The organism is Sphingomonas sp. PP-F2F-A104-K0414 (assembly GCF_004340945.1).
Classification (GTDB): domain Bacteria; phylum Pseudomonadota; class Alphaproteobacteria; order Sphingomonadales; family Sphingomonadaceae; genus Sphingomonas.
The window spans coordinates 238,182-262,347 of sequence record NZ_SLYD01000002.1 but is presented as its reverse complement, the minus strand read 5'-3'; the positions used below and the strand labels follow the sequence as shown (position 1 = coordinate 262,347).

Annotated in this window: 19 protein-coding genes; 9 read left to right on the top strand and 10 right to left on the bottom strand. The window is 66.7% G+C overall.

The features are described from left to right. Positions 1-131 precede the first annotated feature (131 nt). Genes C8J46_RS05425 through C8J46_RS05415 form a run of 3 tightly spaced genes read right to left on the bottom strand, consistent with a single transcriptional unit; the run spans position 132 to position 2,067 of the window. Positions 132-872: a thioredoxin domain-containing protein gene (locus tag C8J46_RS05425; protein WP_056051660.1), complete on the bottom strand. Its 741-nt coding sequence runs from the start codon at positions 870-872 to the stop codon at positions 132-134. A 26-nt stretch (positions 873-898) separates the two neighbouring features. After that, entirely contained in the window at positions 899-1,564 is a 666-nt protein-coding gene (locus tag C8J46_RS05420) for a thioredoxin domain-containing protein (RefSeq protein WP_132735967.1), read from the bottom strand. Continuing rightward, positions 1,564-2,067, bottom strand: coding sequence for a DciA family protein (locus C8J46_RS05415; protein WP_243643261.1), 504 nt, complete (start codon positions 2,065-2,067; stop codon positions 1,564-1,566). Before C8J46_RS05415 ends, C8J46_RS05420 begins: the two co-directional genes overlap by 1 nt. 86 nt (positions 2,068-2,153) lie before the next feature. Between C8J46_RS05415 and C8J46_RS05410 the strand changes: the two genes are divergently transcribed. Genes C8J46_RS05410 through nudC form a run of 3 tightly spaced genes read left to right on the top strand, consistent with a single transcriptional unit; the run spans position 2,154 to position 5,489 of the window. Beyond that, entirely contained in the window at positions 2,154-3,212 is a 1,059-nt protein-coding gene (locus tag C8J46_RS05410) for an A/G-specific adenine glycosylase (protein ID WP_243643230.1), read from the top strand. 16 nt (positions 3,213-3,228) lie between these two features. Continuing rightward, positions 3,229-4,605, top strand: a complete 1,377-nt coding sequence (locus tag C8J46_RS05405; protein WP_132735961.1) for a serine hydrolase domain-containing protein — start codon at positions 3,229-3,231, stop codon at positions 4,603-4,605. Then, the gene (nudC, locus tag C8J46_RS05400; RefSeq protein WP_132735958.1) at positions 4,602-5,489 is read left to right on the top strand and encodes an NAD(+) diphosphatase; all 888 of its coding nucleotides are present in this window, start codon (positions 4,602-4,604) and stop codon (positions 5,487-5,489) included. Before C8J46_RS05405 ends, nudC begins: the two co-directional genes overlap by 4 nt. Positions 5,490-5,644: 155 nt before the next feature. On the opposite strand, the gene C8J46_RS05395 is transcribed toward nudC, so the two are convergent. After that, a complete protein-coding gene (locus tag C8J46_RS05395) occupies positions 5,645-6,643 on the bottom strand; it encodes an LLM class flavin-dependent oxidoreductase (RefSeq protein ID WP_132735955.1) in 999 nt (332 codons plus the stop codon). A gap of 156 nt (positions 6,644-6,799) precedes the next feature. Then, entirely contained in the window at positions 6,800-9,121 is a 2,322-nt protein-coding gene (locus tag C8J46_RS05390) for a S8 family peptidase (protein WP_132735952.1), read from the bottom strand. A gap of 119 nt (positions 9,122-9,240) precedes the next feature. Between C8J46_RS05390 and C8J46_RS05385 the strand changes: the two genes are divergently transcribed. The 5 genes from C8J46_RS05385 (at position 9,241) to C8J46_RS05365 (ending at position 14,651) form a co-directional block, all read left to right on the top strand. Then, positions 9,241-9,918 (top strand): pyrimidine 5'-nucleotidase, encoded by a 678-nt coding sequence (locus C8J46_RS05385; RefSeq protein ID WP_132735949.1) that lies wholly within the window; start codon positions 9,241-9,243, stop codon positions 9,916-9,918. Then, complete coding sequence (gene dapD, locus C8J46_RS05380) at positions 9,915-10,733, top strand: 2,3,4,5-tetrahydropyridine-2,6-dicarboxylate N-succinyltransferase (protein ID WP_132735946.1); 819 nt, start codon at positions 9,915-9,917, stop codon at positions 10,731-10,733. The genes C8J46_RS05385 and dapD overlap by 4 nt, the downstream gene beginning before the upstream one ends. A gap of 61 nt (positions 10,734-10,794) precedes the next feature. Continuing rightward, positions 10,795-11,766: a class II fructose-bisphosphatase gene (gene glpX, locus C8J46_RS05375; RefSeq protein WP_107963207.1), complete on the top strand. Its 972-nt coding sequence runs from the start codon at positions 10,795-10,797 to the stop codon at positions 11,764-11,766. A gap of 249 nt (positions 11,767-12,015) precedes the next feature. Further along, on the top strand, positions 12,016-12,747 hold the full coding sequence (locus C8J46_RS05370) for a CPBP family intramembrane glutamic endopeptidase (RefSeq protein ID WP_132735943.1): 732 nt from the start codon (positions 12,016-12,018) through the stop codon (positions 12,745-12,747). A 53-nt stretch (positions 12,748-12,800) separates the two neighbouring features. Next, a complete protein-coding gene (locus C8J46_RS05365; RefSeq protein WP_132735940.1) occupies positions 12,801-14,651 on the top strand; it encodes a CocE/NonD family hydrolase in 1,851 nt (616 codons plus the stop codon). A 72-nt stretch (positions 14,652-14,723) separates the two neighbouring features. Here the strand turns inward: C8J46_RS05365 and C8J46_RS05360 are convergent, their stop codons facing one another. The 5 genes from C8J46_RS05360 to C8J46_RS05340 form a co-directional block, all read right to left on the bottom strand. Then, positions 14,724-15,485, bottom strand: coding sequence for an ABC transporter permease (locus C8J46_RS05360; protein ID WP_056065813.1), 762 nt, complete (start codon positions 15,483-15,485; stop codon positions 14,724-14,726). Continuing rightward, positions 15,482-16,411 (bottom strand): ABC transporter ATP-binding protein, encoded by a 930-nt coding sequence (locus C8J46_RS05355; RefSeq protein ID WP_132735938.1) that lies wholly within the window; start codon positions 16,409-16,411, stop codon positions 15,482-15,484. Before C8J46_RS05355 ends, C8J46_RS05360 begins: the two co-directional genes overlap by 4 nt. A gap of 167 nt (positions 16,412-16,578) precedes the next feature. Beyond that, on the bottom strand, positions 16,579-17,289 hold the full coding sequence (locus C8J46_RS05350; protein WP_132735935.1) for a DsbA family protein: 711 nt from the start codon (positions 17,287-17,289) through the stop codon (positions 16,579-16,581). After that, positions 17,286-18,641 (bottom strand): M48 family metalloprotease, encoded by a 1,356-nt coding sequence (locus tag C8J46_RS05345; RefSeq protein WP_132735932.1) that lies wholly within the window; start codon positions 18,639-18,641, stop codon positions 17,286-17,288. The genes C8J46_RS05350 and C8J46_RS05345 overlap by 4 nt, the downstream gene beginning before the upstream one ends. 687 nt (positions 18,642-19,328) lie before the next feature. Continuing rightward, positions 19,329-22,286: an Rne/Rng family ribonuclease gene (locus tag C8J46_RS05340; RefSeq protein ID WP_243643229.1), complete on the bottom strand. Its 2,958-nt coding sequence runs from the start codon at positions 22,284-22,286 to the stop codon at positions 19,329-19,331. A 539-nt stretch (positions 22,287-22,825) separates the two neighbouring features. Between C8J46_RS05340 and C8J46_RS05335 the strand changes: the two genes are divergently transcribed. After that, a complete protein-coding gene (locus tag C8J46_RS05335) occupies positions 22,826-24,067 on the top strand; it encodes an N-acetylmuramoyl-L-alanine amidase (RefSeq protein ID WP_132735929.1) in 1,242 nt (413 codons plus the stop codon). Positions 24,068-24,166 lie beyond the last annotated feature (99 nt).

The following is a 24,166-nucleotide window of genomic DNA, read 5'->3' as shown; positions in this document are numbered from 1 at the left end:
GGGCCCAGTTGGAGAGGTGGCAGTGACGGAACGCAGCGCTGATCAGCGACGTCCCCCAACTGGGCCCCGGCCTCCGCCGGGGTGGTGCGGTGGGTTAGGTTGCCGTCTACCTTCTTAAGAGGCGGCCGCGCTTATGCCCCAGCCGCCTTCAGCGCCTTCTCCATCTGATCCCAGCTCACGACCTGATCGAGCTTCTTGTCGTTGATCAGGAACGTCGGCGTGCCCGTGACCGTCCCGGCCTGCATCGCGTTCTCGGTCGGCTTGGCCATCACTTCGAGCTGCTTCTGGTCCGCGAGGCATGCGCGCGCCTTGGCCTCGGGAATCCCGCGCTGCTTGACGAAATCGATCGCGCCCATCTGTTCGGCGAGCTTGGTCGCGACGACCGTCGGCGGCTGGTTGGCGAGCGCCTTCTGCTGGTCTGGGGTCATCGCCTGGAGCTTGTCGAGGAAGGCGATCTGGTTGCCGTACATCTGCTCGAGGATCGGGAAGAACGGCGCGACGCCGCCGCACTGGCCGAGCAACGTCAGCGCCACGTCGGGCGCGCCGTGGACGAGGAAGTCGCGGAATTCGAAGCTGACCTTCCCGGTCGAGACGTACTTCTCGGTCAGCGGCTTGTACGCCTCGCGGCCGAACGCGCCGCAGGTCGGGCACGAGCGCGCGCCGTATTCGACGAGCTTGATCGGCGCGTTCGGGTTGCCCATCAGGTAACCCTCGGGGGTCTTCACGACCGTCTCGGTCCAGTTCTGGCCGGCGGGGGCTGCGGCGGCTGCTACTGGCGCGGCGGCGGGCTGGTCGACGTTACCGGTCGAATCGTTCTTCGAGCAGGCGGCAAGCGCGAGCGGCAGGACGGCGAGCGTGGTCAGGAACTTCATCGGGTTACTCCAGTGGATCACGTGAATTAACGGGCGCCGGCCTTGCGGAGCGCGGGTTCGAGCTGTTCCCAGCCGACATGCGGGACGATCTTGCCGTTGAGGTAGAAGGTCGGCGTGGAGTCGATCTCCTTGGGCGCGTCGGCGGTCAGTTTGACGATGCGGTCGATCTCGGGCTGGTTGGCGAAGCATGCGTTGATCGCCGCGTCCGAGAGCCCGCGCGCCTTGACGAACGCGGTCAGGCCGGAGCCGTCGGCGTTGGCGCGGATCTGGGCGGCGGCCGGGTACATGTTCAGGCGCGCGGCGTTGCCTTGCTGGTATTCGATCCCGCGCTCGAGCCATTGCGGCTGCGCGGCGAAGATCGCGGACGAGGTGGCGGAGAAGCCTTTCGGGCCAGTGCAGCGGGCAAGGATCGCTGCTGCAAGGTCGAGCCGGTCGCGGATGAAGCTGCGGACTTCGAGGCTGGTCGAGCCGGACGCGATCATCTGGCGCTTGAGCACGGGTTCGGACTTCACCGAGAAGTCGGCGCAATGCGAGCAGGTGTAGCTGGCGTATTCGACGAGCTTCACGCGGGCGGCGGGGTTGCCGATCAGGTAGGCGCCCGAGGGGAGAATGCGCGCGGTCTGCGACCAGTCGCGCTTGGGCGCGGCGCCGGTCAGCAGGAAGAGGGCGAAGACGGCAAGCAAGACGCGCATCAGTTGATCCTGGGAAGGCCGTGCGTCGAGGCGACGCCGGCGGCGAGGGATTCGAGGACGGCGCGCAGTTCCGGATCGGCGATGCCCTTCAGGCTCATACCGAGATCGACGGGGACCGGGCGGATCGAAGGCGGCGCCTTGCGTGGGACGGGGGCGGCGACCTCGCCCTGGCGGATCGCGACCTTCACGATCGCGGCATAGCCGAAGAAGCGGTTCACGCGCTCGATGATCTCGGGCGCGATGTGCTGCATCATCGGTGCGTGCGCGCCGCGGACGGTGAGGGTCAGGACGCCGTCCTGTTTCTTGCCGACCGGGAAGCGGATCGATTCGGGAATGCTCGCGCCGGCCAGTTTCGCGCCGACGACCTCGGGCCAGCGGCTGACGATCGACGACTGGACGAAGCCGAATCGCCGGAATGCTGCGCCGCCGATCGCGGGCAGCAGCTCGGCGACCGCGCGTGAGCGGTTCTCGCGCGGGGCGTCTGGGTCGGTCTTGCCTTTCATCCGCTTCGTCGCCGGCTTGGGCGTCGCAGATTTAGGCACAGAAACGGGCGGCTTGCTCATCTGCGAACCCATGCCATAGGCGACGCGTGAACGCCAAGCGCTCTTCGGTCTCCGGGGCCCTGCTCGATTGGTATGACGCGCATCGTCGCGACCTGCCGTGGCGCGCGAAGCCGGGCGAGGCGGTCGATCCGTACCGGGTGTGGCTGTCGGAAGTGATGTTGCAGCAGACGACGGTGGCGGCGGTGACCCCGCGGTTCCTTGCGTGGACCGCGCGGTGGCCGGATTTCGCGAGTCTGGCTGCGGCGGACGATGCCGATGTGATGGCCGCCTGGGCGGGGCTTGGGTATTATGCACGAGCGCGCAATCTGGTGAAGGCCGCGAAAGCTGTGGTTTCGGATCACGGTGGTGTGTTTCCGCGGACCGAGGTCGAGCTGCGCGCGTTGCCGGGGCTCGGCGCTTATACGGCCGCGGCGGTGGCGGCGATCGCGTTCGGTGAGCGGGCGGTGGTGGTCGATGCGAATGTCGAGCGAGTGGTCGCGAGGCTGTTCGCGATCGAGACGCCCTTGCCGGCTGCGCGACCGGCGATCCGGGTGGCGGCGGACTCGATCACGCCGAATGCTCGGGCGGGGGATTTCGCGCAGGCGATGATGGATCTGGGGTCGGGGATCTGCACGTCGCGCGCGCCGAAGTGCCTGTTGTGTCCGATCCGTGAGTTTTGCGAGGGCTTTGCTCAGGGGGCGCCCGAGCGGTTGCCGGTGAAGGCGAAGAAGGCGGCCAAGCCCCAGCGGTACGGGACGATCTTCTGGCTGGAGCGCGACGGGCAGGTGCTGCTGGTGCGGCGGCCGGACAAGGGGTTGCTGGGCGGGATGCGGGCGTTTCCGACCGGGCCTTGGGGCGCGGCTTCACCCGGTTTCGAGGACGCGCCGGCGCAGGCGGACTGGCGGATGCTGGACGCAACCGTCGCGCACGGATTTACCCATTTCGATCTGCAACTGACGCTTGCGGTGGCGACGGTCGAGGCGCATCAACCGCGTGTTCCAACGGCAAGCGAATGGTGGCCGATCGACGACCTGGATAGCGCCGGGCTGCCGACCGTGTTCGCCAAAGCCGGCAAGACCATTCGAAACTGGGCCATACGCAACTAGGCCTTAGGAGAGCTGCATGAAACTGGTGCACTGGATTTCGACGGGCGCACTCGCCGCGCTGGCCGCCGCCACGGCCTATGCTCAGCAGGCGCAACCGCGGCCGCAAGTCGGCCCCCAGCCTTCGCCCCGAACGTCGCCGCAGGTGCGCCCGACCCCGCGGATGACGATCCCGGTCAACGCACTGCTGCCTGCCACGTCCGCGCTGTTCGATAATTATGTCGCGCAGAACAAGATGCCGGGGATTGTGGGTGCATTCGGTGTGGGCGAAGGCCCGACGCTGTTCCCTTCGGCGGGCAAGATCAGTGACGATCCGAATGCTCCGGCGGCGGGCCCCGATTCGCTGTGGCGCGTCTATTCTATGTCGAAGCCGATCACCGCCATGTCGGCGATGATGCTGATCGAGGACGGCAAGCTCAACCTCGACGATCCGGTCAGCAAATATATCCCGGCGTTCAAGGACATGAAGGTGGCGACCAGCCCCGACACGTCGCTCGCCACGCGACCCGCGGTACGGCCGATCACGATCCGCAACCTGCTGACGCATACCGCCGGGCTCGGCTACACGATCGTCACCAAGGGGCCGCTGCTCAAGGAATATGAGCGGCTCGGTATCCTGCCGCTGTCGGTCAGCGCGGCGATGGAAGAGAAGATGCGGCCCGTCCGGCCGAAGTCGCTCGAGGAGTTCGCCAACCGCGTCGCGACGCTGCCGCTGATCGCCGAGCCGGGGACGAAGTGGAGCTATTCGATCGGGCTCGACGTGATGGGACGCGTGATCGAGGTCGCGAGCGGCATGAGCTTCGAACGGTTCGTGCAGACGCGGTTGTTCGATCCGCTCAAGATGAAGTCGAGCTTCTGGCAGGTGCCGCAGAGCGAGGTCGGGCGGCTCGCCACGAACTACGCGTTCGTCGGCGATACGCGGACGCCGCTCGATCCCGCGGCGAACTCGGTGTTCCTGCAGAAGCCGAGCTTTCCGTATGGCGGTGCCGGCCTCGTGATGTCGGCGCGCGATTACGACCGGTTCCTGCACATGATCCAGGACGGCGGCATTCTCGACGGCGTGCGCGTGATGAAGCCCGAGACGATCGCGCTGGCGACGTCGAACCTGTTGCCGGCGGGTGTGGCCTATGGCGGCGTGAGCGGTGGTACCGGCGGTACGAAGGGCAGCAACATGGGCTTTGGCGCGGGCGGATCAGTGGTGTTGGAAACGACGCCGAACGGTCCGGGCAAGGGCACCTATGCCTGGGGCGGCGCGGCGGGGACGATCGCCTGGGTTGATCCGCTCAAGCGGTCGCGCGGCAACGTGATGGTCAATTACTTCCCCGCGGACCGCATTCCGCTGCGGGAACAGGTGGTCGCGGCGCTGTTGCAGGATGCTGCGAGGTTGCGCCGATGAGCGTGACGGAGGCACCTGGATTTACCGGTGGGACGCTCGACCGGTCTGATGCATTGCGTCACGATCCGGAAAGGCTGGCGGCGGCGCAGCGCGATTGGCGTGCACGGTTGCTGGTGCTCGACGGGTTGCTGCCGGGCACGACCGACGACGGGCATCTCGCTTGGATTTCGATGGCGGATATGCCGGACGATGCCGAGCCGATCCTGCTTGGGCTCGACGAGAGCGGGCGGCCGCATTTCGCGGCGCTGCTGAACGGGATGCGTGTCGACAACGCGCCGGCGATGCGGTCGCCCGCGCTGATGACGGTGCTGGCCGCGCTCGCGCCCGGTGAGGCAGCGACGTACGCTGGTGCGCGCAGTGTGATCGACTGGCATGTCCGGCATGGCTTCTGCGCGAAGTGCGGTTCGCCGACCGAGCCGTTCCGGGCGGGGTGGGCGCGGAAGTGTCCGAACTGCGGGACCGAACATTTCCCGCGGGTCGATCCGGTGGTGATCATGATCGCCGAGCATGACGGGCGTGCATTGCTCGGGCGTGGCAAGGGATGGCCGCCGGGGCGGTATTCGGCGCTTGCCGGTTTCGTCGAGCCCGCCGAGTCGATCGAGGAGGCGGTTGCGCGCGAGATCCTCGAGGAGTCGGGCATTCGGGTCGGCAAGGTGCGGTATGTCGCGAGCCAGCCTTGGCCATTCCCGTCGTCGTTGATGATGGCGTGCGTTGCCGAGGCCGAGGACGATGCGATCACGCTCGACGTGAACGAGCTCGAGGATGCGATGTGGGTGCCGCGTGAGATGGTGCGCGCGGTGCTGCGCGGGGAAGACGGGCCGTTCGTGGCGCCGCCGCCTTATGCGATTGCGTATACTTTGTTGAAGGAATGGGCGGGGGAGTAGGTCGCGCGCCCCCTGCACGCACCACCCCGGCGGAGGCCGGGGCCCAATTGGAGAGGTCGCAGTAACGATGCGCAGCCCTCCGTTACCACCGTCCCCCAATTGGGCCCCGGCCTTCGCCGGGGTGGTGTCTTAAGCGGGAGCGGTTCGCGGCCTAATTACGCAGCGATCTTCAGTTCCTGCATCACGTCCGCCGTGATCGACAGGCTCCGCTTCCGAGCCTCGTGATCGTAGATCGCGCTGGTCACCATGACCTCGTCGACGCCGGTCCGCTCGACGAACGCCGTGATGCCGCGCGCGACCTTGGCAGGGCTGCCGACCGCCGAGCATTGCAGGACGTGGTCGAGGATCTGGTTGCCCTGTGCGCCGAGCGACTCGCGATAGCCGGCGAGGGGCGGCTTCATCCGGCCGGGGTTGCCGGTGCGAAGCGCCACGAACGACTGTTGCTGCGAGGTGGCGAGCAGTTCGGCTTCCGCATCGGTCTCGGCCGCAAACACGTTGAAGCCGGCCATGACATGCGGCTTGGCAAGCCGCGCCGAGGGGCGGAAGTCGCGACGGTAGATCGCGAGCGCGGCATCGAGCGCGTCGGGTGCGAAGTGCGAGGCGAATGCGTAGGGGAGCCCGAGTGCCGCCGCTAATTGCGCGCCGAACGTGCTGGAACCGAGGATCCACATCTCTACGTCCGCGCCTGCGCCCGGGGTCGCGACGATGCCGGTCTGGCCGTCGTTGGAGAAGTAGCTCTGAAGCTCAATCACGTCCTGCGGGAAGGCGTTTGCGTCGGTTTCCAACGTGCGGCGCATCGCGCGCGCGACGCGCTGATCGGAGCCGGGTGCGCGGCCGAGGCCCAAATCGATGCGGCCGGGGAACAGCGCGTCGAGCGTGCCGAACTGCTCGGCGATCGTCAGCGGCGCATGGTTGGGCAGCATGATGCCGCCCGATCCTACGCGAATGCTCTTCGTGGCGGCTGCGACGTGCGCGATCACGACCGCGGTTGCGGCCGACGCGATACCGGTCATGCCGTGATGTTCGGCGACCCAGTAGCGCTGGAACCCGACGCTCTCGGCATGCCGCGCGAGGTCGGCCGCGTTGGCGAGCGATTGAGAGACGGTGCCGCCTTCGATGACGGGAACCAGATCGAGCAGGGAATAACGTGTCATGCGGTAGAGATAGGTACCGACCGGTAGCTTATCCAGCCCCGTCCGTCTCTCACGTCCGTCATCCTGACGAAAGTCGGGATCGAGAGCCAAATACGGCAGCGCCCGTTACTCTGGATCCTGACTTTCGTCAGGATGACGAATTGGGGGCGTGGGTATTCAAAACCCCAAACTGTACCGCATCGCCATGCCGTAATCATTGGGCAGCGCAGCGAAATTGCCGGGGTCGCGGCGCCAGAAGAGGTTGGTGTCGAGGCCTCCGCCGAACACCGGCATGCCGTACCGCGCCTCGACATCCACTTCGCGACCTTGCGGGGCGAGGTTGAGGCGCTGCGTGGTCCAGTCGGTCACACTGCCGCTGGTATAGTCGAAATAGGTCGGCAGTCCGAGATCGATCCCGCCGCGTGCCACCCGCAGAGGTTGCGCGATGCGCAGGCCGATGCTGTCGTGGCCGAACACGCCGTCCTTGCCGATATCGGCGGCAAACGCGTTGGTGCGGACGAGGCCATCGCCGCTGAGACCGCCGCGGACGGCCGCGCGGGTCCAGCCCTGGCGCATCGATCCGCCGATGCTCCAGCCGGCGCCGGCATCGAAGCGCGCCATGGTGTCCAAGAACCACGTCGCCGCCCGTGTTGCGCCGAGCGCCGCATCGAAGCGCGCGCCGAGGACGGTATCGCGCTCGTCCATCCGAGTCGCGGCGACCATCGTCGCGAGCCCGCCGAAGCGTCGATCGATCGCCAACGATGCGCGGTTGTAGCCGGAGCGTTGCCAGCGGTCGCGTAGCCGCAGGTCGTCGCCCCGTTGCGTCAGGACGTCGCCATTCTCGATTCCCGCGGTAAAGCCGAACCCGCCGAAGCTCTGCCGCATCGCGCTCGAGGCGCGCGTGGTGCTGTCGAAGCCCATGCTGCCGGCATTGGCGATCAGGAAGGCGGGTTCGGACTGGCCGGAGAGCTGTGCGCTCAGCGCGCCCGATCCTTGCGCGAAGCCGAAGCCGAACGACAGCGTGCTGCCGAGCTTCTGCGTCACCATCCCCGCGATCGCGCGCGCGCCGGTCGCGTCGGCACGCGACAACGAGGTTCGGTCGAGCGCCACGTCGCCGTTCGAACGGGGGGCCAGCGTCATCGACACCGTCATGTTGCCTTGCGCCAGAGCGACAGTGCGGAGGTGCGACTGCAACGCGCCACCCAGCGCGCGGTCGGGGCTGCGTTTCGCGATCGTCTTGGCCAGATCGATCGCGAACGCTCGGCTGTAGCCGTCGAGTATGACCGCACCGAGTTCACCCTGCACCGCGTCGCCCATGGCGGCGGAGAGCGTCGCATTGCCGCTCGTCGATACGAGGGCCTTGGAGCCAGCCATTGACGTTGCGCCGAGCGGTTGGAAAGCCCGGGTCAGGTCGAGCACGCCGTTGCCGTAGACGGAGTCAATTCCGGGCGCGCCGACATCGCGCGCGCTCTTGAACAGGATGTCGACGATCTGCGCCCCTGTCAGGTTGGGGAATGCCTGCGCCAGCAGCGCGACCGCGCCGGAAATCTGCGGCGCGGCGAACGACGTGCCCGACCATAGATACGCGGTGTCGTTCTGGTCCGGCGCGCGGACGTTTTCACCGACGGCGGTGAGGAAATGCGCGGCGCCGGTGCCGGCCCTGTCGCTGAAGCTCGAGATGCCGTCGCTGGACCCGACCGAGCCGGCTATGATCACCTGATTGCGCGCCTGTGCGTCACCGGCGACGTTGGTGAAGGGATCGGGGTTGACCGAGCCGTCATTGCCCGCCGCGATCACGACGACGAGACCCGCCGCGGTGGCGCGGCCGATCGCGTCCTTCAGGCTTTGTGGCATCTCCGACCCGCCGAGCGAGATGTTGACGACTTTCGCCCCCGCTACACGCGCTGCATCGACCCCGCGGGTGATCGCATCGGTCGGGAATTTACAGCCGGTGCTCTCATCGTCCTTGCTCGCAGTCGCGCAGGTGCCGGGGCGATCGGCGCGCAGGACGATCAGCGTCGCATCGAACGCAACGCCCTGCGAACCCGCACCGTTTCGACGGCCTGCGAGCGTAAAGGCGACCGCGGTGCCGTGGCCCCCTTCGTCGTCGATCGAAGCATTGCCGGCGACGTCTTGAGACCCGGACGAGATGCGGGTTCCGAATTCCTGGCTTTGCAGGTCGATACCGCTGTCGATTACGCCGACGCCGATGCCTTTGCCGGTCGCGCCGACATTATAGGCGGCAAGCGCATTCATCGAAACCGCACCAACGGTCGCGCGGTATTCGCCGGTGTCGTTGCTGGACGGGGTTGGCGTGGGAGCAGGCGTCGGCGTGGGGGTTGGGGCGGGAGTTGGCGTTGGGGCGGGCGTTGGCAACGATGTCGAGGGCGGCGTCGGCGTGCTGTTAATACCGCCCCCACCGCCACCGCCACAGGCGGCAAGGAGAAGACCTGTCCCCATTGTCGCCGACCGCAGCAGGTCGGCCTTAATCCTTCGCATGAATTCCGCCCCTGTTGCCCCGACAAGCTAATGGAATACAAAGTGTTACGCGATGATAAACAAGGGGCTGCCCGGAGCCGGCTTGCCCGGTTGGTTCGCGGTGCCTAGAGGTTCGCGCGATGCTTGCCCGCCTAGACCCCCGCCTTGCCCATGTCCGCAACTGGATCTTCGATCTCGACAACACGCTGTACCCGGCGAGCGCGGACCTGTTCGCGCAGGTCGATGCGCGGATGACCGGGTTCATCCAGGACCTGCTCGGGCTCGATCATGACGAGGCGCGGCGCGTGCAGAAGGGGTATTTCCACAACCACGGCACGACGCTGTCGGGGTTGATGACCGAGCATCATGTCGATCCGCATGCGTTCCTGGCGCATGTCCACGACATTGAGATGGACGTGATCGAGCATGACGCGCCATTGGTGGCCGCGATCGCCAAGCTGCCGGGGCGCAAGCTCGTCTTCACCAACGGCGACACGCCGTATGCGACGCGGATCCTGGAGCGGCTCGGGTTGAGCGAGAGCTTCGAGGCGATCCACGACATCCACGCGATGAACCTGATGCCGAAGCCGCATGCGTCGGCCTATGCGGGGTTCTGCGCGGCGTTCGACATCGATCCGCGGGCGTCGCTGTTCGCCGACGACATGGCGCGCAACCTGACGCCGGCCAAGGCGATCGGGATGACCACCGTGTGGATCGACAACGGCTCCGAGCAGTCGTCCGACGCGGCGCGCGACCACATCGACTTTACCGTGCCGGTGCTTGCGCCGTGGCTCGAAACCATCCTGGAGACATCATGACCTTGCAGACCATCATCGACGCCGCCTGGGATGACCGCGCGAACCTAGGGCTCGATACGCAGGGCAAGGTTCGCGACGCCGTCGAGTCCGCGCTGGCGATGCTGGACGCGGGTACCGCGCGTGTCGCCGAGCCGACTGCTGACGGCTGGCAGGTCAACCAGTGGTTGAAGAAGGCGGTGCTGCTGTCGTTCCGGCTCAACGACAACGTCGTGATCGACGGCGGGTCGGCGGGTGCTCCGGGGTTCGATAAGGTGCCGTCGAAGTTCGCTGGCTGGGGCGAGGCGGAGTTCCGCGCTGCCGGTATCCGCGCCGTTCCCGGTGCAGTCGCGCGGCGCGGGAGCTTCATCGCCAAGGGCGCGATCCTGATGCCGAGCTTCGTCAATATCGGCGCGTATGTCGGTGAGGGCACGATGGTCGACGCGTGGGCGACGGTCGGGTCGTGCGCACAGATCGGCAAGAACGTCCATCTATCGGGCGGCGCCGGCATCGGCGGCGTGCTCGAGCCGTTGCAGGCCGATCCCGTCATCATCGGCGATGGCGCGTTCATCGGTGCGCGCGCGGAAGTGGCCGAGGGCGTGCGCGTCGGCGACGGCGCGGTGCTGTCGATGGGCGTGTATCTGGGCGCTTCGACCAAGATCATCGACCGCGCGACCGGCGAAGTGTTCAAGGGCGAAGTGCCGCCGTATGCGGTGGTCGTGCCGGGCTCGATCGGCGGCGGGGATGGCAAGCCGTCCTTGTATTGCGCCGTGATCGTCAAACGGGTCGACGCACAAACCCGCTCGAAGACCAGCATCAACGACCTGCTGAGGGACTGATCGGGTCGACAATGCTGCGACTGCTGCCTATCCCCGCCGAAACATTCCGAGGAGAAATATTTTGACCGCTGCCGCAAGCCAGGTTCTCGACCGCGTTCTCGTCCTCGAAATGGTCCGCGTGACCGAAGCGGCGGCGATTGCCGCCTCCACGCTCGTCGGGCGCGGCGACGAGAAGGCAGCGGATGCGGCCGCGGTCGAGGCGATGCGCGAGGCGCTCAACTCGCTGTACATGGATGGCACCGTCGTGATCGGCGAGGGCGAGCGCGACGAGGCCCCGATGCTGTTCATCGGCGAAAAGGTCGGTTCCGCGATCGGCAAGGGCCCGAAGATCGACATCGCGCTCGATCCCTTGGAAGGCACGACCATCTGCGCGACTGCGGGGCCGAACAGCCTCGCCGTGCTGGCGATCGCCGAAGAGGGCGGGCTGCTCAACGCGCCCGACGTCTACATGGACAAGATCGCGGTCGGGCCGGGCTATCCCGAGGGCATCATCGATCTCGACAAGACGCCGACCGAGAACATCAACGCCGTGGCCGCCGCAAAGGGCGTGCCGGCGCGCGACCTGATCGTGTGCGTGCTCGATCGTCCGAGGCACGAGGCGCTGATCGCCGAACTGCGCAAGGTCGGTTGCGGCATCATGCTGATCGGTGACGGCGACGTTGCCGGCGTGATCGCGACGTCCGATCCGGAGACCACGGTCGACGTGTATATGGGCTCCGGCGGTGCGCCCGAGGGCGTGCTGGCCTGCGCGGCGCTGCGCTGCGTTGGCGGGCAGTTCAAGGGGCGGTTGCTGTTCCGGAACGACGACGAACGCGGGCGTGCGGCGAAGTGGGGGATCACCGATCTCGACAAGCAGTACGACCTGTCCGAGCTGGCGAAGGGCGACTGCATCTTCGCCGCGACCGGGGTTACCGATGGCTCGCTGCTCGCGGGCGTGAAGCGGAAGAAGGGCAAGATGACCACCGAAAGCGTGGTGATGCGCGCGTCGTCGGGGACGGTGCGTTGGGTCAAGGGTGAGCATCGTACGGACTGAGTCTGAGCCACTAATACCACCCCGGCGAAGGCCGGGGCCCAATTGGGGAACGCCGCTAACGGAGCGATGCGCTTAGTTACTCTGGACGTTCCAATTGGGCCCCGGCCTCCGCCGGGGTGGAGTACTGGGTCGGGGTGGTGACCTAACCACCTTGTTTCCCCGCGAAGGCGGGGACCCAGACTGGGCTCCCGCCTTCGCGGGAGAACAACAAGGCCAAGCGGTGGAACGCATGAAGGGCGAAGTGTCGACATGATCCTTCCCAACGCCCTCCTCCTCGCCACCCTCATGAGCCTGGTCTGGTTCCTCAAGGGCGACCTCCTCGGCTATCGCCGCATCAAACGCCTCCCCGACACCGCTTCGCGCCAGAAGACCTACCGCTTGTGGATCGCCAAGGCGGCGATCGCCTTCGTCCTGCCGGCCATCATTGGCCTCGCGCTCCTCGACCGCCTCGATGCGCTCGTCACGGTGCCGCCCGAGTTCGACGCTCTCCGCACGCTCTTGCCAAGCCTCGCCGGCGACAGCCGCGTAGAACTGCTCGCCATGATCGGCGGAAGCGCGCTCGGTGGCCTGGTCATCGGTGCGGTGCTCGCGACGCGGCGCAATTGGCGCATCCTCAAGACGATCGGCAATGTCGGTTCGCTGCTCCCGCGCAACCGGCCGGAGATCGCGCATGCCGCCGCCATGTCGATCATGGCGGGCGTTTCCGAGGAACTCGCTTTCCGTCTGTTCCTGCCGCTGCTGGTCGCGCTCGTATCCGGTAGCGCGTTTGTCGCGTTCGGCGTCGCGGTGGCGGCTTTCGGCGCGATGCATCTGTATCAGGGGCTGGCGGGCGTGATCGCGACCACGCTGGTCGGTGCGCTGATGGCGGCGGTCTATCTGATGACCGGGGAGCTGTGGCTGGCGATGGTCCTGCACGCGCTGATCGATCTCAATTCGCTGGCATTGCGACCGGCGCTGACCGGAGCATGGCGCGCGGCTTGACTTCGCACGCGTGGGTTCGTCCAATCGTGGCACGGTCCACGAAGGGAAATTCCATGTCGCGTCACGCCCTCCTGCTCGCGCTTGCCGTCACCGCAGCCGTCCCGGCCGCCACGCTCGCGCAGACAGCGCCGCAAACCGTGACCCAGTCGCCCTTTACCTTCGAGGAGGTGATGGTGCCGATGCGTGACGGCGCGAAGTTGCAGACGGTGATCATGCGGCCGCGCGGAATGACGGGGCCGCTGCCGATCCTGCTCCAGCGGACCCCCTACGGCGTGCCCGATGCGCCGTTTCCCACCGCCGATCGCTTCGGTCCGCTGATGAAGGACGGCTATGTGTTCGTGTTCCAATCGATGCGGGGGCGGTTCAAGTCGGACGGCGTCTTCACGCTGTCGACCGCGGTTCATCTGGGCGATCCGAAAGTCGTGGATGAGGCGACGGATGCGTACGACACCGTCGGCTGGCTGGTGAAGAACGTTCCCGCCAATAACGGCAAGGTCGGCATGTGGGGCGTGTCCTACCCCGGGTTCGCCGCTGCGGTGGCGCTGGCGAATCCGCATCCGGCGTTGAAGGCGGTCTCCCCGCAGGCGGCATGGATCGATTACTGGCAGTCGGACGACCTGCATCGCAACGGCGCGCTGCGGCTGAGCTACGCGACCGACTGGGTGTCGTCGCTGCAACTCGACAAGACCAAGAATTCCGACTTTGCGTATCCGAGCGACACGTACGATTATTTCCTCAAGGCGGGCTCGGCGGAGGCGATCGACCGCAACGTCTTCAAGGGGCGGGTGCCGATGTTCACGGCGCTGCTCGATCATCCCAATCACGACGGCTTCTATACCGCGCAGCGCTGGACCGATTCGCTGGGCAAGACGATGGTGCCAACGCTGAACGTCGCCGGGTTCTGGGATCAGGAGGATCCGTGGGGTTCGTGGCAGATCTACGCGCGCCAAAAGCGCAACGATCCGAACCACCTCGCGCAGATGGTGGCGGGGCCGTGGCGGCATGGCGGGTGGCAGGGCGTGGCGGATCATCTTGGGCCGATCCCGCTCGGTACGGCGAGCGGCACGCAATTCCAGGAGCAGATCCAGGCGCCGTTCTTCGCATACTGGCTGCACGGCAAGGGGCCGCGGCCGGACTTTGCGGCGAAGATGTTCCAGTCGGGGTCGAACGTGTGGAAGACCTATGCCGCCTGGCCTCCGACGGGTGCGAAGACGACCGAGCTTTACCTGCATGCGGACGGCAGCCTGTCGTTCACCGCGCCGGCGGCGGGCGAGGCGTGTCGCGATTACGTGTCCGATCCGGCGAACCCGGTGCCGTTCCGCCGGCGACCGATGTCGGCGACGTATGCCAGCCCGGACTGGGCGTGGTGGGAGGCGGACGACCAGCGCTTCGTCGATCACCGGCCGGATGTGTTGGGGTATGTGTCGGAGCCACTGGCCGCGGACCTGACCGTGACGGGGGCACTGTCGGCAACGTTGCAGGCGTCGACGAGCGGCACGGACAGCGATTTTGTGGTGAAGCTGATCGACGTGCTGCCCGACGATACGGAGGCGTTCGACAAGTCGCAGGCGCAACCGGGCGACTATGCGAAGACGCTGAACGGCTATCAGTTGCCGATCGCGATGGAGGTGCGGCGTGGACGCTTTCTGACGAGCGATACCGCGCCGCAGCCCTTGGTATCGGGCAAGGTCGTCGCATGGGACGTGCCGCTGCGCGACCATGATCACGTGTTCAAGGCGGGGCACCGGATCATGGTGCAAATCCAGTCGAGCTGGTTCCCGATGATCGACCGCAACCCGCAGTCGTTCGTGCCGAACATCCCGCGGGCGAAACCGGGGGACTATGTGAAGGCAACGCAGAAGGTCTGTGCGGGGTCGCGAATCACGTTGCCGGTGATGCGCTGAGAAACTTGTTCTTCCGCGAAGGCGGGAGTCCAGACTGGGTCCCCGCCTTCGCGGGGAAACAAGGTTCTTACTTCAGTTCTTCATCCGCCAGCCGGTCTTGAAGATCCAGGCGATCGCGATCAGGCACACGGCGAGAAAGCCCGCCGTCACCGCGAGGCTGACTCCGACCGCGACGTCGCCGACGCCGAAGAAGCTCCAGCGGAAGCCGCTCACCAAATAAACGACCGGGTTGAACAGGCTGAACGTCCGCCAGGGCTGGGGTAGCATGTCGATCGAGTAGAACGCGCCGCCGAGGAACGTCAGTGGCGTGATCAGCAGCGCGGGGACGAAGTTCAACTGCTCGAAGCCGTTGGCCCAGACGCCGATGATGAACCCGAACAGGCTGAACGCGACCGCGGTCAGGATCAGGAACGCGATCATCGCGAACGGGTGTTCGATCCGCAGCGGCACGAAGAACGACGCGGTGGCGAGGATGATCAGCCCGAGGATCACCGACTTGGTGGTCGCCGCGCCGACATAGCCGATCACCATCTCCATCGCCGAGACGGGGGCCGACAACAGCTCGTAGATCGTGCCGGTGAATTTGGGGAAGTAGATGCCAATCGACGCGTTCGAGATGCTCTGCGTGAGCAGCGACAGCATGATCAGGCCGGGGACGATGAAGCTGCCGTAACCGACGCCGCCGACCTGCTGCATGCGGCTGCCGATCGCGCCGCCGAAGACTATGAAATAGAGCGAGGTAGTCAGGACGGGGGTGACGAGGCTCTGCCAAAGGGTGCGCAGCGCGCGCGCCATTTCGAAGCGGTAGATCGCCCAGATGCCGTGGGTGTTCATGCGCGTTCTCCGACGAGATCGACGAAGATGTCTTCGAGGCTCGATTTGCTGGTTTCGAGATCCTTGAAGCCGATGCCGACCTCGCTGAGCTTGCGTAGCAGCGAGGGGATGCCGGTGTGGTCCGCCTGTGCGTCGAACACGTAGCGGAGGCGCTTGCCGTCGTCTTCCAGCGACAGGTCCCAGTCGGCGAGGTCGGCGGGAAGCGCCGTCATCGGGTCCTGGAGAGCGATGTCGAGTTCGCGCTTGCCGAGCTTCTTCATCAACGACGCCTTGTCGTCGACGAGGAGCAGCTTGCCCTTGTTGATGACGCCGACGCGGTCGGCCATTTCCTCGGCTTCCTCGATGTAGTGCGTCGTCAGGATGATCGTCGTGCCGCCTTCGCGCAGGCGGTGGACGAGCTTCCACATGTCGCGGCGGAGCGCCACGTCGACGCCCGCGGTGGGCTCGTCGAGGAACAGAATCTCGGGTTCGTGCGCGAGTGCCTTGGCGATCAGCACGCGGCGCTTCATCCCGCCGGAGAGTTCGCGGATCTTCGCGTCGCGCTTATCCCAGAGCGAGAGGTCGCGGAGCACCTGTTCGATGTACGCGCTGTGGCCCGAGCGGCCGAACAGGCGACGGCTGAAGGTGACGGTGGCGAGCACCGTCTCGAACATGTCGACGTTAAGTTCCTGCGGCACGAGGCCGATGCGGCTGCGCGCCTGCTTGTAGTCGCGGATCGCGTCGTAGCCGGCGACCTTGATCGTGCCGGCGGACGGCGTGACGATGCCGCAGATGATGCTGATCAGCGTCGTCTTGCCGGCACCGTTGGGGCCGAGGAGGGCGAAGATCTCGCCCTTCTGGATGTCGAGGTCGACGGGGTGGAGGGCGGTGGTGCCGCTCTTGTAGGTCTTGGTGACGCCCGCGATGGACAGGATCGGTTCGGTCATTGGCATCCCTTTTTGTGAGGGGAAGATGGGGGTGGGACATGCCTATTGATAGGGGGCGGGCTACCCAAATCCCGTCATCCTGGGCTCGACCCAGGATCCAGAGCCATGCGCGCTCCGATTGTGGCTCTGGGTCCTGACTTTCGTCAGGATGACGGGAGTGGGTGGGGTTAGCCGGCGCGCGCTGCCGCTACGGCTTTTTGCAGGTCTTCCAGCGGCAGGGCGCCGGACAGGACTCGGTCGCCGACCACCCAGCTTGGCGTGCCGGTCATGCCGAGCTTGGCGGCGGTTTCCATGTTCTTGGCGATTTCCGCGTCGGCGGTCTTGGTGAAGCTTGCCTGCGTCGTGTCGACTCCGGCCTTGCTCGCAGCGGCGGCGATCGAGGCGTCGCTGACCGGGCCGCCGGCGTAGAGTGCGTCGTGGAAGGTGGCGAACTTGCCCTGTTGCGCGGCGGCGAGGCTGGCGCGGGCGGCGATGCGGCTTTCGGCGCTGAGGATCGGGAGTTCGCGGAAGACCACGCGGACCTTCGGGTCGGCGGCGATCAGCTTGGCGATCATCGGCAGGCTCGCGCGACAGTATCCGCAATTATAGTCGAAATACTCGACCAGCGTGACGTCGCCCTTAGGGTTGCCGGCCCAGGCGCTGCCGAACGGCGTGACGATCGCGTCGCGGTTGGCGGTGACGGTCTTGCCCGACTCGCGGTCGCGGAGTTTTTCCATCGCCTCGGGGAGGATTTCGGGGTGCGCGAGGACGTAATCGTGGACGATCGACTCGACCTGCGCACGCTCGACGCCGCCGCCCTGGCGGTCATAGCCCCAGACCGCGAGGCCTCCGATGACGGCGCTGGCGACGGCGATTGCCGGAAATGTGAACTTGCTCATTTGCGGCGCTTATACTGCTTGGGATTGTCGTCCATCTCGTTCTGCGCGGCCATCGCGATATCCTGTGCGCGGATCCAGTCGGTCGTGTTCGCGGGGATGTTCGCCAGCGCATATTGCGCGCTCGCCGACGCGGTCCGCATGTCGCCGCCCATGCTGGCGCGCTCGGCGGTGGCGAGTGCGGCGCGCGCGGTATCGCCGGTCAGTTCGTAGACGGTGCCGAGCTGCATCCAGGCGAACGGGTTCTGGTCGTCGCGACCGACCGCGGTGCGCAGGACCCTGGTGGCCTCGGGGTAGTTCGCCTTGTTCTCGGTCGCGATCAGTGCGTGGCCGAAGGTGGTGGCGATCAGCGGGTTGTTGCGAGAACCCTCCGTGGCTTCGCGCAGGGGAATTAGCGACTCGGTTGGTTTGCCCGCTTCGAGCAGGATCTGCCCCTTGATCTCGAGGAAATACGGATCGGTGGGCTCGGCCTTTACCAGTGCGTTGGCTTCGGCATCGGCTTTCTCAGGGTAGCCCGCTTTGTGATACGCGTAGGCGCGGGCGTAGTGTGCGTAGATCGACTGGTTGCTGGGCGGGTAGGCCTGCAGCGTCTGGTCGGCGGGCATGACGTAGCCGGCGAGCTTCGCCTTCACGCGGCGGAAGCGTTCCTCCAGCGCGGCGTCGGGTTTGTTGGCCCAGGCGGGCGAGGCTTGGAGGTCGGCGGTGAGGGTGGCGACACGCTCGCCGGAGAGCGGATGCGACTGCATGAAGGGATCGATGTTGGCGGTGCCGAAGCGGTATTCCTGCTGCTGCAATTTCTTGAAGAAGCTGAGCATGCCGCGGCCCGAGACGTTGGCCTCGCGGAGGAATTTCGCGCCGGTCGCGTCTGCGGTCGATTCCTGGACGCGGCTGAACGAGAGATAGCTGCCCATCGCCGCCTGCTGACCTGCCGCCATGATGCCGGCGCCGGCCTCGCCGCTGCCGGCTGCCATAGCCGCGAGGCCGAGGACCATCGAGAGCAGGTACATGCCCATTGCCGGCTTGGTGCCGCGGTCGGCGAGGACGACATGGCCGTCGGCGATGTGGCCGAGCTCGTGCGCGATGACGCCCTGGACTTCGTTGGCGTTGTCGGCGGCCTGGATGAGCCCTGAGTGGACGTAGACGGTCTGGCCGCCGGCGACAAACGCGTTGATCGATTCGTCGTTGATGAGGACGACTTTCACGTCGCGCGTCGAGAGCCCGGCCGCTTTGATCAGCGGGTTCGACATCTCCGCGAACATGGTTTCGGTCTCGGCGTCGCGGAGGATCGACTGGGCCTGGAGGGGCGTCGTCCAGAGGAGGAGGGCGGTGGCTGCGGCGGCTACTAGGCGCTTCATATTACGGGGTATCGTCGATTGGGGGCGGGGGGGCAATGGTCGTGCGGTCGGGCGTGCGGTGGAGTGAAGTATAGGAAGTGCAGACGCTGGGAGCGGTTTTGCGGTTGGTTGGGAGTGTGGGTGGCATTGGGGGAGGGGAGCAGGGTTTGGGTGTGTAGGACAGGGGTTTGAGGGGGGGGGCGCTGGGGGGCGTGGTGCTCGTTTCTCTCCGACCGTCATTCCAGCGGAAGCTGGGATCTCATGGTTTGGCGGGTGTCGCGTGCCACGTGGGATACCCCAGCTTTCGCTGGGGTGACGGGTTTTGGTTTGGGGTGTCGACGCGCGTTCGAGACAGTGCCGCCGGATAGCCACCCCCCCGGCGGAGGCCGGGGTCCAGTTGGGGGACGTTGCTGACGGAGGGTAGCGTGCCGTTATTGCCACCTTTCCAACTGGGCCCCGGCCTTCGCCGGGGTGGTGGTGGGTGATGGGAGTTCGGCGTGTCTTACGACGGCGCTAGAACACAAACTGAGGGCCGTCCTCTTGTCTTGTTCACCCGCGAAGGCGGGTGCCCAGTCTGTGTCCCCGCCTTCGCGGGGACACATACATTTGTCGGATGGAGCGCTTCACCGGTAGCTTCGGCGCTTTTCCACAAACGAAAACGGGCGCGGCCTTTCGGTCGCGCCCGTTCTTTGGTCACAGCGTGCGGGGTTAGCCGAAGGTGCGCTGCCACCAGCCGCGGCGGGGGGCGCCGTCGGGGTCGTCGTTGGTGTCCGACGTCGCGACGTCCTGGGGTTGGACTTCGGCCTTGGGCGGGGTGGTTGCGATCGGCTCGGCGAGGGGGTCGCTGGTCGGGGCGGCATCGCCGGCATCGACCACGGCTGCTTTCCGTGGACGACCGCGGGGCTTGGCGACCTTGGCTGGCGCTTCCTCGACGACCGCCTCTTCAACCGCTGGGGCTTCGACCACCGCGTCCGACGCCTTGCGACGCGCACGCTTGGGCTTTGGCGCCGACGCTTCGATGGTCTCGGCGGGCGTTGCGCTCACCTCGTCCATCGTCGCCTCCGCAACCGCCTCGCGACGGCGACGGCCGGGCTTCGGAGCAGCCGGCTCGGCCGCGACGGGCTCCGGAGCGATCGGCGCCGGAACCATTGGCTCCGGTGCAATCGTCTCGGCGTCCGCTTCGACCGCGCGTGGCTTGCGACCACGGCGTGCCTTGGGTGCTGCATCGGCGACCGCCTCGGCGATGTTCGCCGCAGCGGCGGCTGCACGGGCACGTGGACGACGGCGCATCTTCGGACCCTCGGCGACTTCCGCCACCGGAGCTTCCTCGACGACCGGCTCAAACGCCGGCTCGTAAGGCGGCTCGGCGTAGGTCGACTCGACCGGCTCGTACGCTTCCGGCTCGGGAGCCTCGGCGATCAGCTGGGCATCGTCGACGCTGCTGACGGCGACCGACTGGCCGTTCTCGGCGCCCTGCTCGTTGCGGCGACCGCCACGACGACCCCGACGACCGCGACGACGACGGCCTTCGCCCTCTGCGCCATTGGCCTGCTCGGATGGCGCACCAGCCGAGACCATTTCGCCACCGCCGACTTCGACGATGTCGCCCTCGACCTCTTCGATTTCCTCGACATTGGTGTCGGCGTCCTCGAACGTACCGTCTTCGTTGACGCCCTCTGCTGCACCTTCCTCACCGGGACGTGCGCGACCGCGACGACCGCGGCGGCGGCGACGCTTCTTGCCGGCTTCACCGTCGGCATCGCGACCGTTCTCGCGGGGTGCGCGCTGCTCGCCATTGCCTTCGCGAGCTTCACGACGGCGCGGCTGCTCGACCTCGGCCTCCTCGACCTCTTCCTCCTCGATCTCGTCCTCGATCTCCTCGGGGAGGTCGTCCTCGTCTTCCTCGATGATCTGGACGAACTTCGGCGCGTGCGCGGGCGGCGGGCCGCTGGCCTCGACCGTCATGTGCGCGCCTTCCTCGTCCTGGCCGGGGATGATCTCGACGATCACGCCGTAGCGATCCTCGATCTCGGCGATGTCGGCGCGCTTGCGGTTGAGAATGTAGACCGCGGCTTCCTGGCTCGCCCGCAGGGTGAGCAGCGAACCGCGACCGCGGGCGGCCTCGTCCTCGATCAGGCGGAGTGCGGAGATGCCCGACGACGACGCGGTACGGACCAGCCCGGTGCCCTCGCAATGCGGGCAGGCGCGCGTCGACGCTTCGAGCACGCCGGTGCGCAGGCGCTGGCGGCTCATTTCCATGAGGCCGAACGACGAGATGCGGCCGATCTGGATACGCGCGCGATCGTTCTTGAGCGCCTCCTTCATCGCCTTCTCGACCTTACGGACGTTGGAATTGTTATCCATGTCGATGAAGTCGATGACGACGAGCCCGGCCATGTCGCGCAGGCGGAGCTGGCGGCCGATTTCCTGGGCGGCCTCGAGGTTGGTCGCGGTCGCGGTCTGCTCGATCGAATGCTCGCGCGTCGAACGGCCCGAGTTGATGTCGATCGAGACGAGCGCCTCGGTCGGGTTGATGACGAGGTAGCCGCCCGACTTCAGCTGGACGACGGGGTGATACATCGCCGACAGCTGATCCTCGACGCCGGCGCGCTGGAACAGCGGAACAGGATCGGCATAGTGCTTGATGCGCCGCGCGTGCGTCGGCATCAGCAGGCGCATGAACTCGCGCGCCTGGCGATAGCCGTCCTCGCCCTCGACGATGACCTCTTCGATTTCCTTGTTGTAGATGTCGCGGATCGCGCGCTTGATCAGGTCGCTGTCGCCGTACACGAGCGCGGGGGCCGACGCCTTCAGCGTGGCTTCGCGGATGCCGTCCCACAGGCGGGCGAGGTAATCGAAGTCGCGCTTGATCTCGACCTTCGAGCGTTGGAGGCCCGCGGTGCGAACGATGCAGCCCATCGACGGCGGCAGCTGCATGTCGGCCATGATCGTCTTGAGACGCTTGCGATCGCCCGCGTTCGAGATCTTCCGCGAGATGCCGCCGCCGTGCGACGTGTTCGGCATCAGCACGCAGTAGCGACCGGCGAGCGACAGGTACGTGGTCAGCGCCGCGCCTTTGTTGCCGCGCTCCTCCTTGACGACCTGGACGAGCAGCACCTGGCGGCGATGGATCACGTCCTGAATCTTGTAGCGGCGGCGCAGGTTCATGCGACGCTCGCGCAGGTCCTCTACCGCGGCATCGTCGGCGCTCGGCTTGCGTTTCCGTCGCGGGGCTTCGCCAGACTCGCTGCCTTCGAGTTCCTCGGCGACGTCGGGATCTACCCCGCCATCGTCCTCGAAGCGCTCGATGTCGTCCTCGTCGTCACCCTCGTCTTCGTCCGAGTCGTAGTCGGCGCGCAGGGCGGCTTCCTCGGCGGCATGCTCTGCTTCTTCACGGAGCAGTGCGTCGCGATCTTCCTTGGGGATCTGGTAGTAATCGGGGTGGATCTCGCTGAATGCGAGGAAGCCGTGGCGATTGCCGCCGTAATCGATGAACGCCGCCTGGAGCGACGGCTCGACCCGCGTGACCTTGGCGAGGTAGATATTGCCCTTGAGCTGCTTGCGTTCGGCACTCTCGAAATCGAATTCCTCGATCCGGTTACCCTTGACGACTGCGATCCGGGTCTCTTCCCGGTGGCGTGCGTCGATCAGCATGCGCGTTGTCATTATAGATTCTCCGCGCGCGCGCCGGGCCTGTCGGCAGCCGTCGCGCGCTTGATGGTGGTGCGGTCGGGCACGGACGCCCGGACTCGCGGATGGTATGCGAAACTGCCTCTGCGCGAAGTGCATGCCGCGGGAACTCTCCCTGCGGCGACCGCACGACCGCGAGTCCGTCGGCGAAGGCCGGTCGGAGTGCGGGGCGGGGGGAATGCGTCATTCGAGCGTCAACCTGAATTGCCGCGCCGGCGAGAATCCGCTGGCGGGCGTCGAGACCGGCGCGTCGCTGGTAAAATCCAGGCGACACACGGCTGTACGACAGGACTAGCACTGCATACCCGATCCCGCAACTAGCCCGATATTGGCTGCTTTCCGGCGCGTTTCGGCTCGAATTAAGGGCAGTAAAGCGCAGACTTGCCGGGGCGGCAGAGCCTTGCCGGCAAATTCATGGCAAACGGCAAATTAACCGCACCCTGCAACGCGCTCTTGGGACGTAGGGGCTTACCTATCGCTGCGGTGATCGGATGTATCGATCGAAGGGGTGTAGCATGGCTTTCCGCTGGACCGGCGGTCGATCCGCACGGCAAGGACGCGAGGTGTTCGCGGTAATCGCCCTTATGGCCGGCTGGCTGACGAGCGTTCCCGCCTGGGCGGCGACCGTGCAGAGCGTCGCGATCAGGGAGGGGCGGATCGTCATCCGGTTCGACGAGGCGGTCGGCGATGCGGCGAGCCGCGTGCTGACGGGGCCGCGCCAGATCGCGGTCGACGTATCGGGCGCGTCTCCGGGCCGCGAGGTTGCCGCGCGCGGCCTCGTGACCGGTGTGACGCAGATGCGCAGCGGGCGGTCCGGGATGCGGATGGTGTTCGACCTGGCCGAGCCGGCGATCGTCACCGATGGCGGGTTCGACTCCGACGGCCGCGAACTGACGCTGGCGTTGCGCACGGTCGATTACGCCCAGTTCGCGCAGGCGGGTATCGCCGGGCCGCTGAACTTCTTCCCGTTCAACTTCGGGGCGGCCTCGCGGCCCAAGTACAAGGTGTCGGTCCCGGTGCCGCCCAAGGCGCCGGGGATGAAGCTGCCGCGCGTGCAGGGCGACGACACGCGGCCGCTGGTGGTGATCGATGCGGGCCATGGCGGCGTCGATCCGGGTGCGATCGGGCCGAACGGGCTGCGCGAGAAGGACGTGACGTTGAAGGTCGCCAAGGCGATCCGCGACGAGCTGCTCGCCTCTGGCCGCGTACGCGTGGCGCTGACGCGGAGTGACGACCGGTATCTGGTGCTGCGCGAACGCTACGGCGTGGCGCGGCGGCTGAAGGGCGACCTGTTCATCTCGATCCACTGCGACAGCACCGGGTCGGAAACCGCGACCGGCGCGACCGCGTACACGCTGTCCGAAGTGGCGTCCGACAAGGAGGCCGCTCGATTGGCGGCGCGCGAGAACAAGGCGGACGTGATCTCGGGGGTGAACCTGGGCGAGGCGCCCGCGGACGTGTCGTCGATCCTGATCGACCTGACGCAGCGCGAGACGATGAACGCGTCGGCGACCTTCGCGCGGCTGCTTGGGCGCGAGGCCCGGCCGTTGATGCCGCTCAAGGCGAACTTCCACCGGATGGCGTCGCTGATGGTGCTGAAGGCGCCCGACATGCCGTCGATCCTGTTCGAGACGGGGTATATCTCGAACCCGCAGGACGCTGCGTTCTTGGATAGCGAGGAAGGGCGGCACCGGATCGCGGAGAGCGTGACGCGCGCGGTCGAGGTGAATTTCGCGCGGCGAATGGCGGCTCGGTAGATTTGGGGGAGGGGGTGCTCCCTCCTCCTTGTTCTCCCGCGCAGGCGGCAGCCCAGTCTGGACTCCCGCCTTCGCGGGAGAACAGGCTAGTTACGGTCG

Excerpts from the sequence above, each read along its gene's own strand:
- C8J46_RS05425 (WP_056051660.1), bottom strand. The coding sequence starts at position 872 with ATGAAGTTCCTGACCACGCTCGCCGTCCTGCCGCTCGCGCTTGCCGCC.
- C8J46_RS05420 (WP_132735967.1), bottom strand. The coding sequence starts at position 1,564 with ATGCGCGTCTTGCTTGCCGTCTTCGCCCTCTTCCTGCTGACCGGCGCC.
- C8J46_RS05415 (WP_243643261.1), bottom strand. The coding sequence starts at position 2,067 with ATGAAAGGCAAGACCGACCCAGACGCCCCGCGCGAGAACCGCTCACGC.
- C8J46_RS05405 (WP_132735961.1), top strand. The coding sequence starts at position 3,229 with ATGAAACTGGTGCACTGGATTTCGACGGGCGCACTCGCCGCGCTGGCC.
- nudC (WP_132735958.1), top strand. The coding sequence starts at position 4,602 with ATGAGCGTGACGGAGGCACCTGGATTTACCGGTGGGACGCTCGACCGG.
- C8J46_RS05395 (WP_132735955.1), bottom strand. The coding sequence starts at position 6,643 with ATGACACGTTATTCCCTGCTCGATCTGGTTCCCGTCATCGAAGGCGGC.
- C8J46_RS05390 (WP_132735952.1), bottom strand. The coding sequence starts at position 9,121 with ATGCGAAGGATTAAGGCCGACCTGCTGCGGTCGGCGACAATGGGGACA.
- C8J46_RS05385 (WP_132735949.1), top strand. The coding sequence starts at position 9,241 with ATGCTTGCCCGCCTAGACCCCCGCCTTGCCCATGTCCGCAACTGGATC.
- dapD (WP_132735946.1), top strand. The coding sequence starts at position 9,915 with ATGACCTTGCAGACCATCATCGACGCCGCCTGGGATGACCGCGCGAAC.
- C8J46_RS05370 (WP_132735943.1), top strand. The coding sequence starts at position 12,016 with ATGATCCTTCCCAACGCCCTCCTCCTCGCCACCCTCATGAGCCTGGTC.
- C8J46_RS05365 (WP_132735940.1), top strand. The coding sequence starts at position 12,801 with ATGTCGCGTCACGCCCTCCTGCTCGCGCTTGCCGTCACCGCAGCCGTC.
- C8J46_RS05360 (WP_056065813.1), bottom strand. The coding sequence starts at position 15,485 with ATGAACACCCACGGCATCTGGGCGATCTACCGCTTCGAAATGGCGCGC.
- C8J46_RS05355 (WP_132735938.1), bottom strand. The coding sequence starts at position 16,411 with ATGACCGAACCGATCCTGTCCATCGCGGGCGTCACCAAGACCTACAAG.
- C8J46_RS05350 (WP_132735935.1), bottom strand. The coding sequence starts at position 17,289 with ATGAGCAAGTTCACATTTCCGGCAATCGCCGTCGCCAGCGCCGTCATC.
- C8J46_RS05345 (WP_132735932.1), bottom strand. The coding sequence starts at position 18,641 with ATGAAGCGCCTAGTAGCCGCCGCAGCCACCGCCCTCCTCCTCTGGACG.
- C8J46_RS05340 (WP_243643229.1), bottom strand. The coding sequence starts at position 22,286 with ATGACAACGCGCATGCTGATCGACGCACGCCACCGGGAAGAGACCCGG.
- C8J46_RS05335 (WP_132735929.1), top strand. The coding sequence starts at position 22,826 with ATGGCTTTCCGCTGGACCGGCGGTCGATCCGCACGGCAAGGACGCGAG.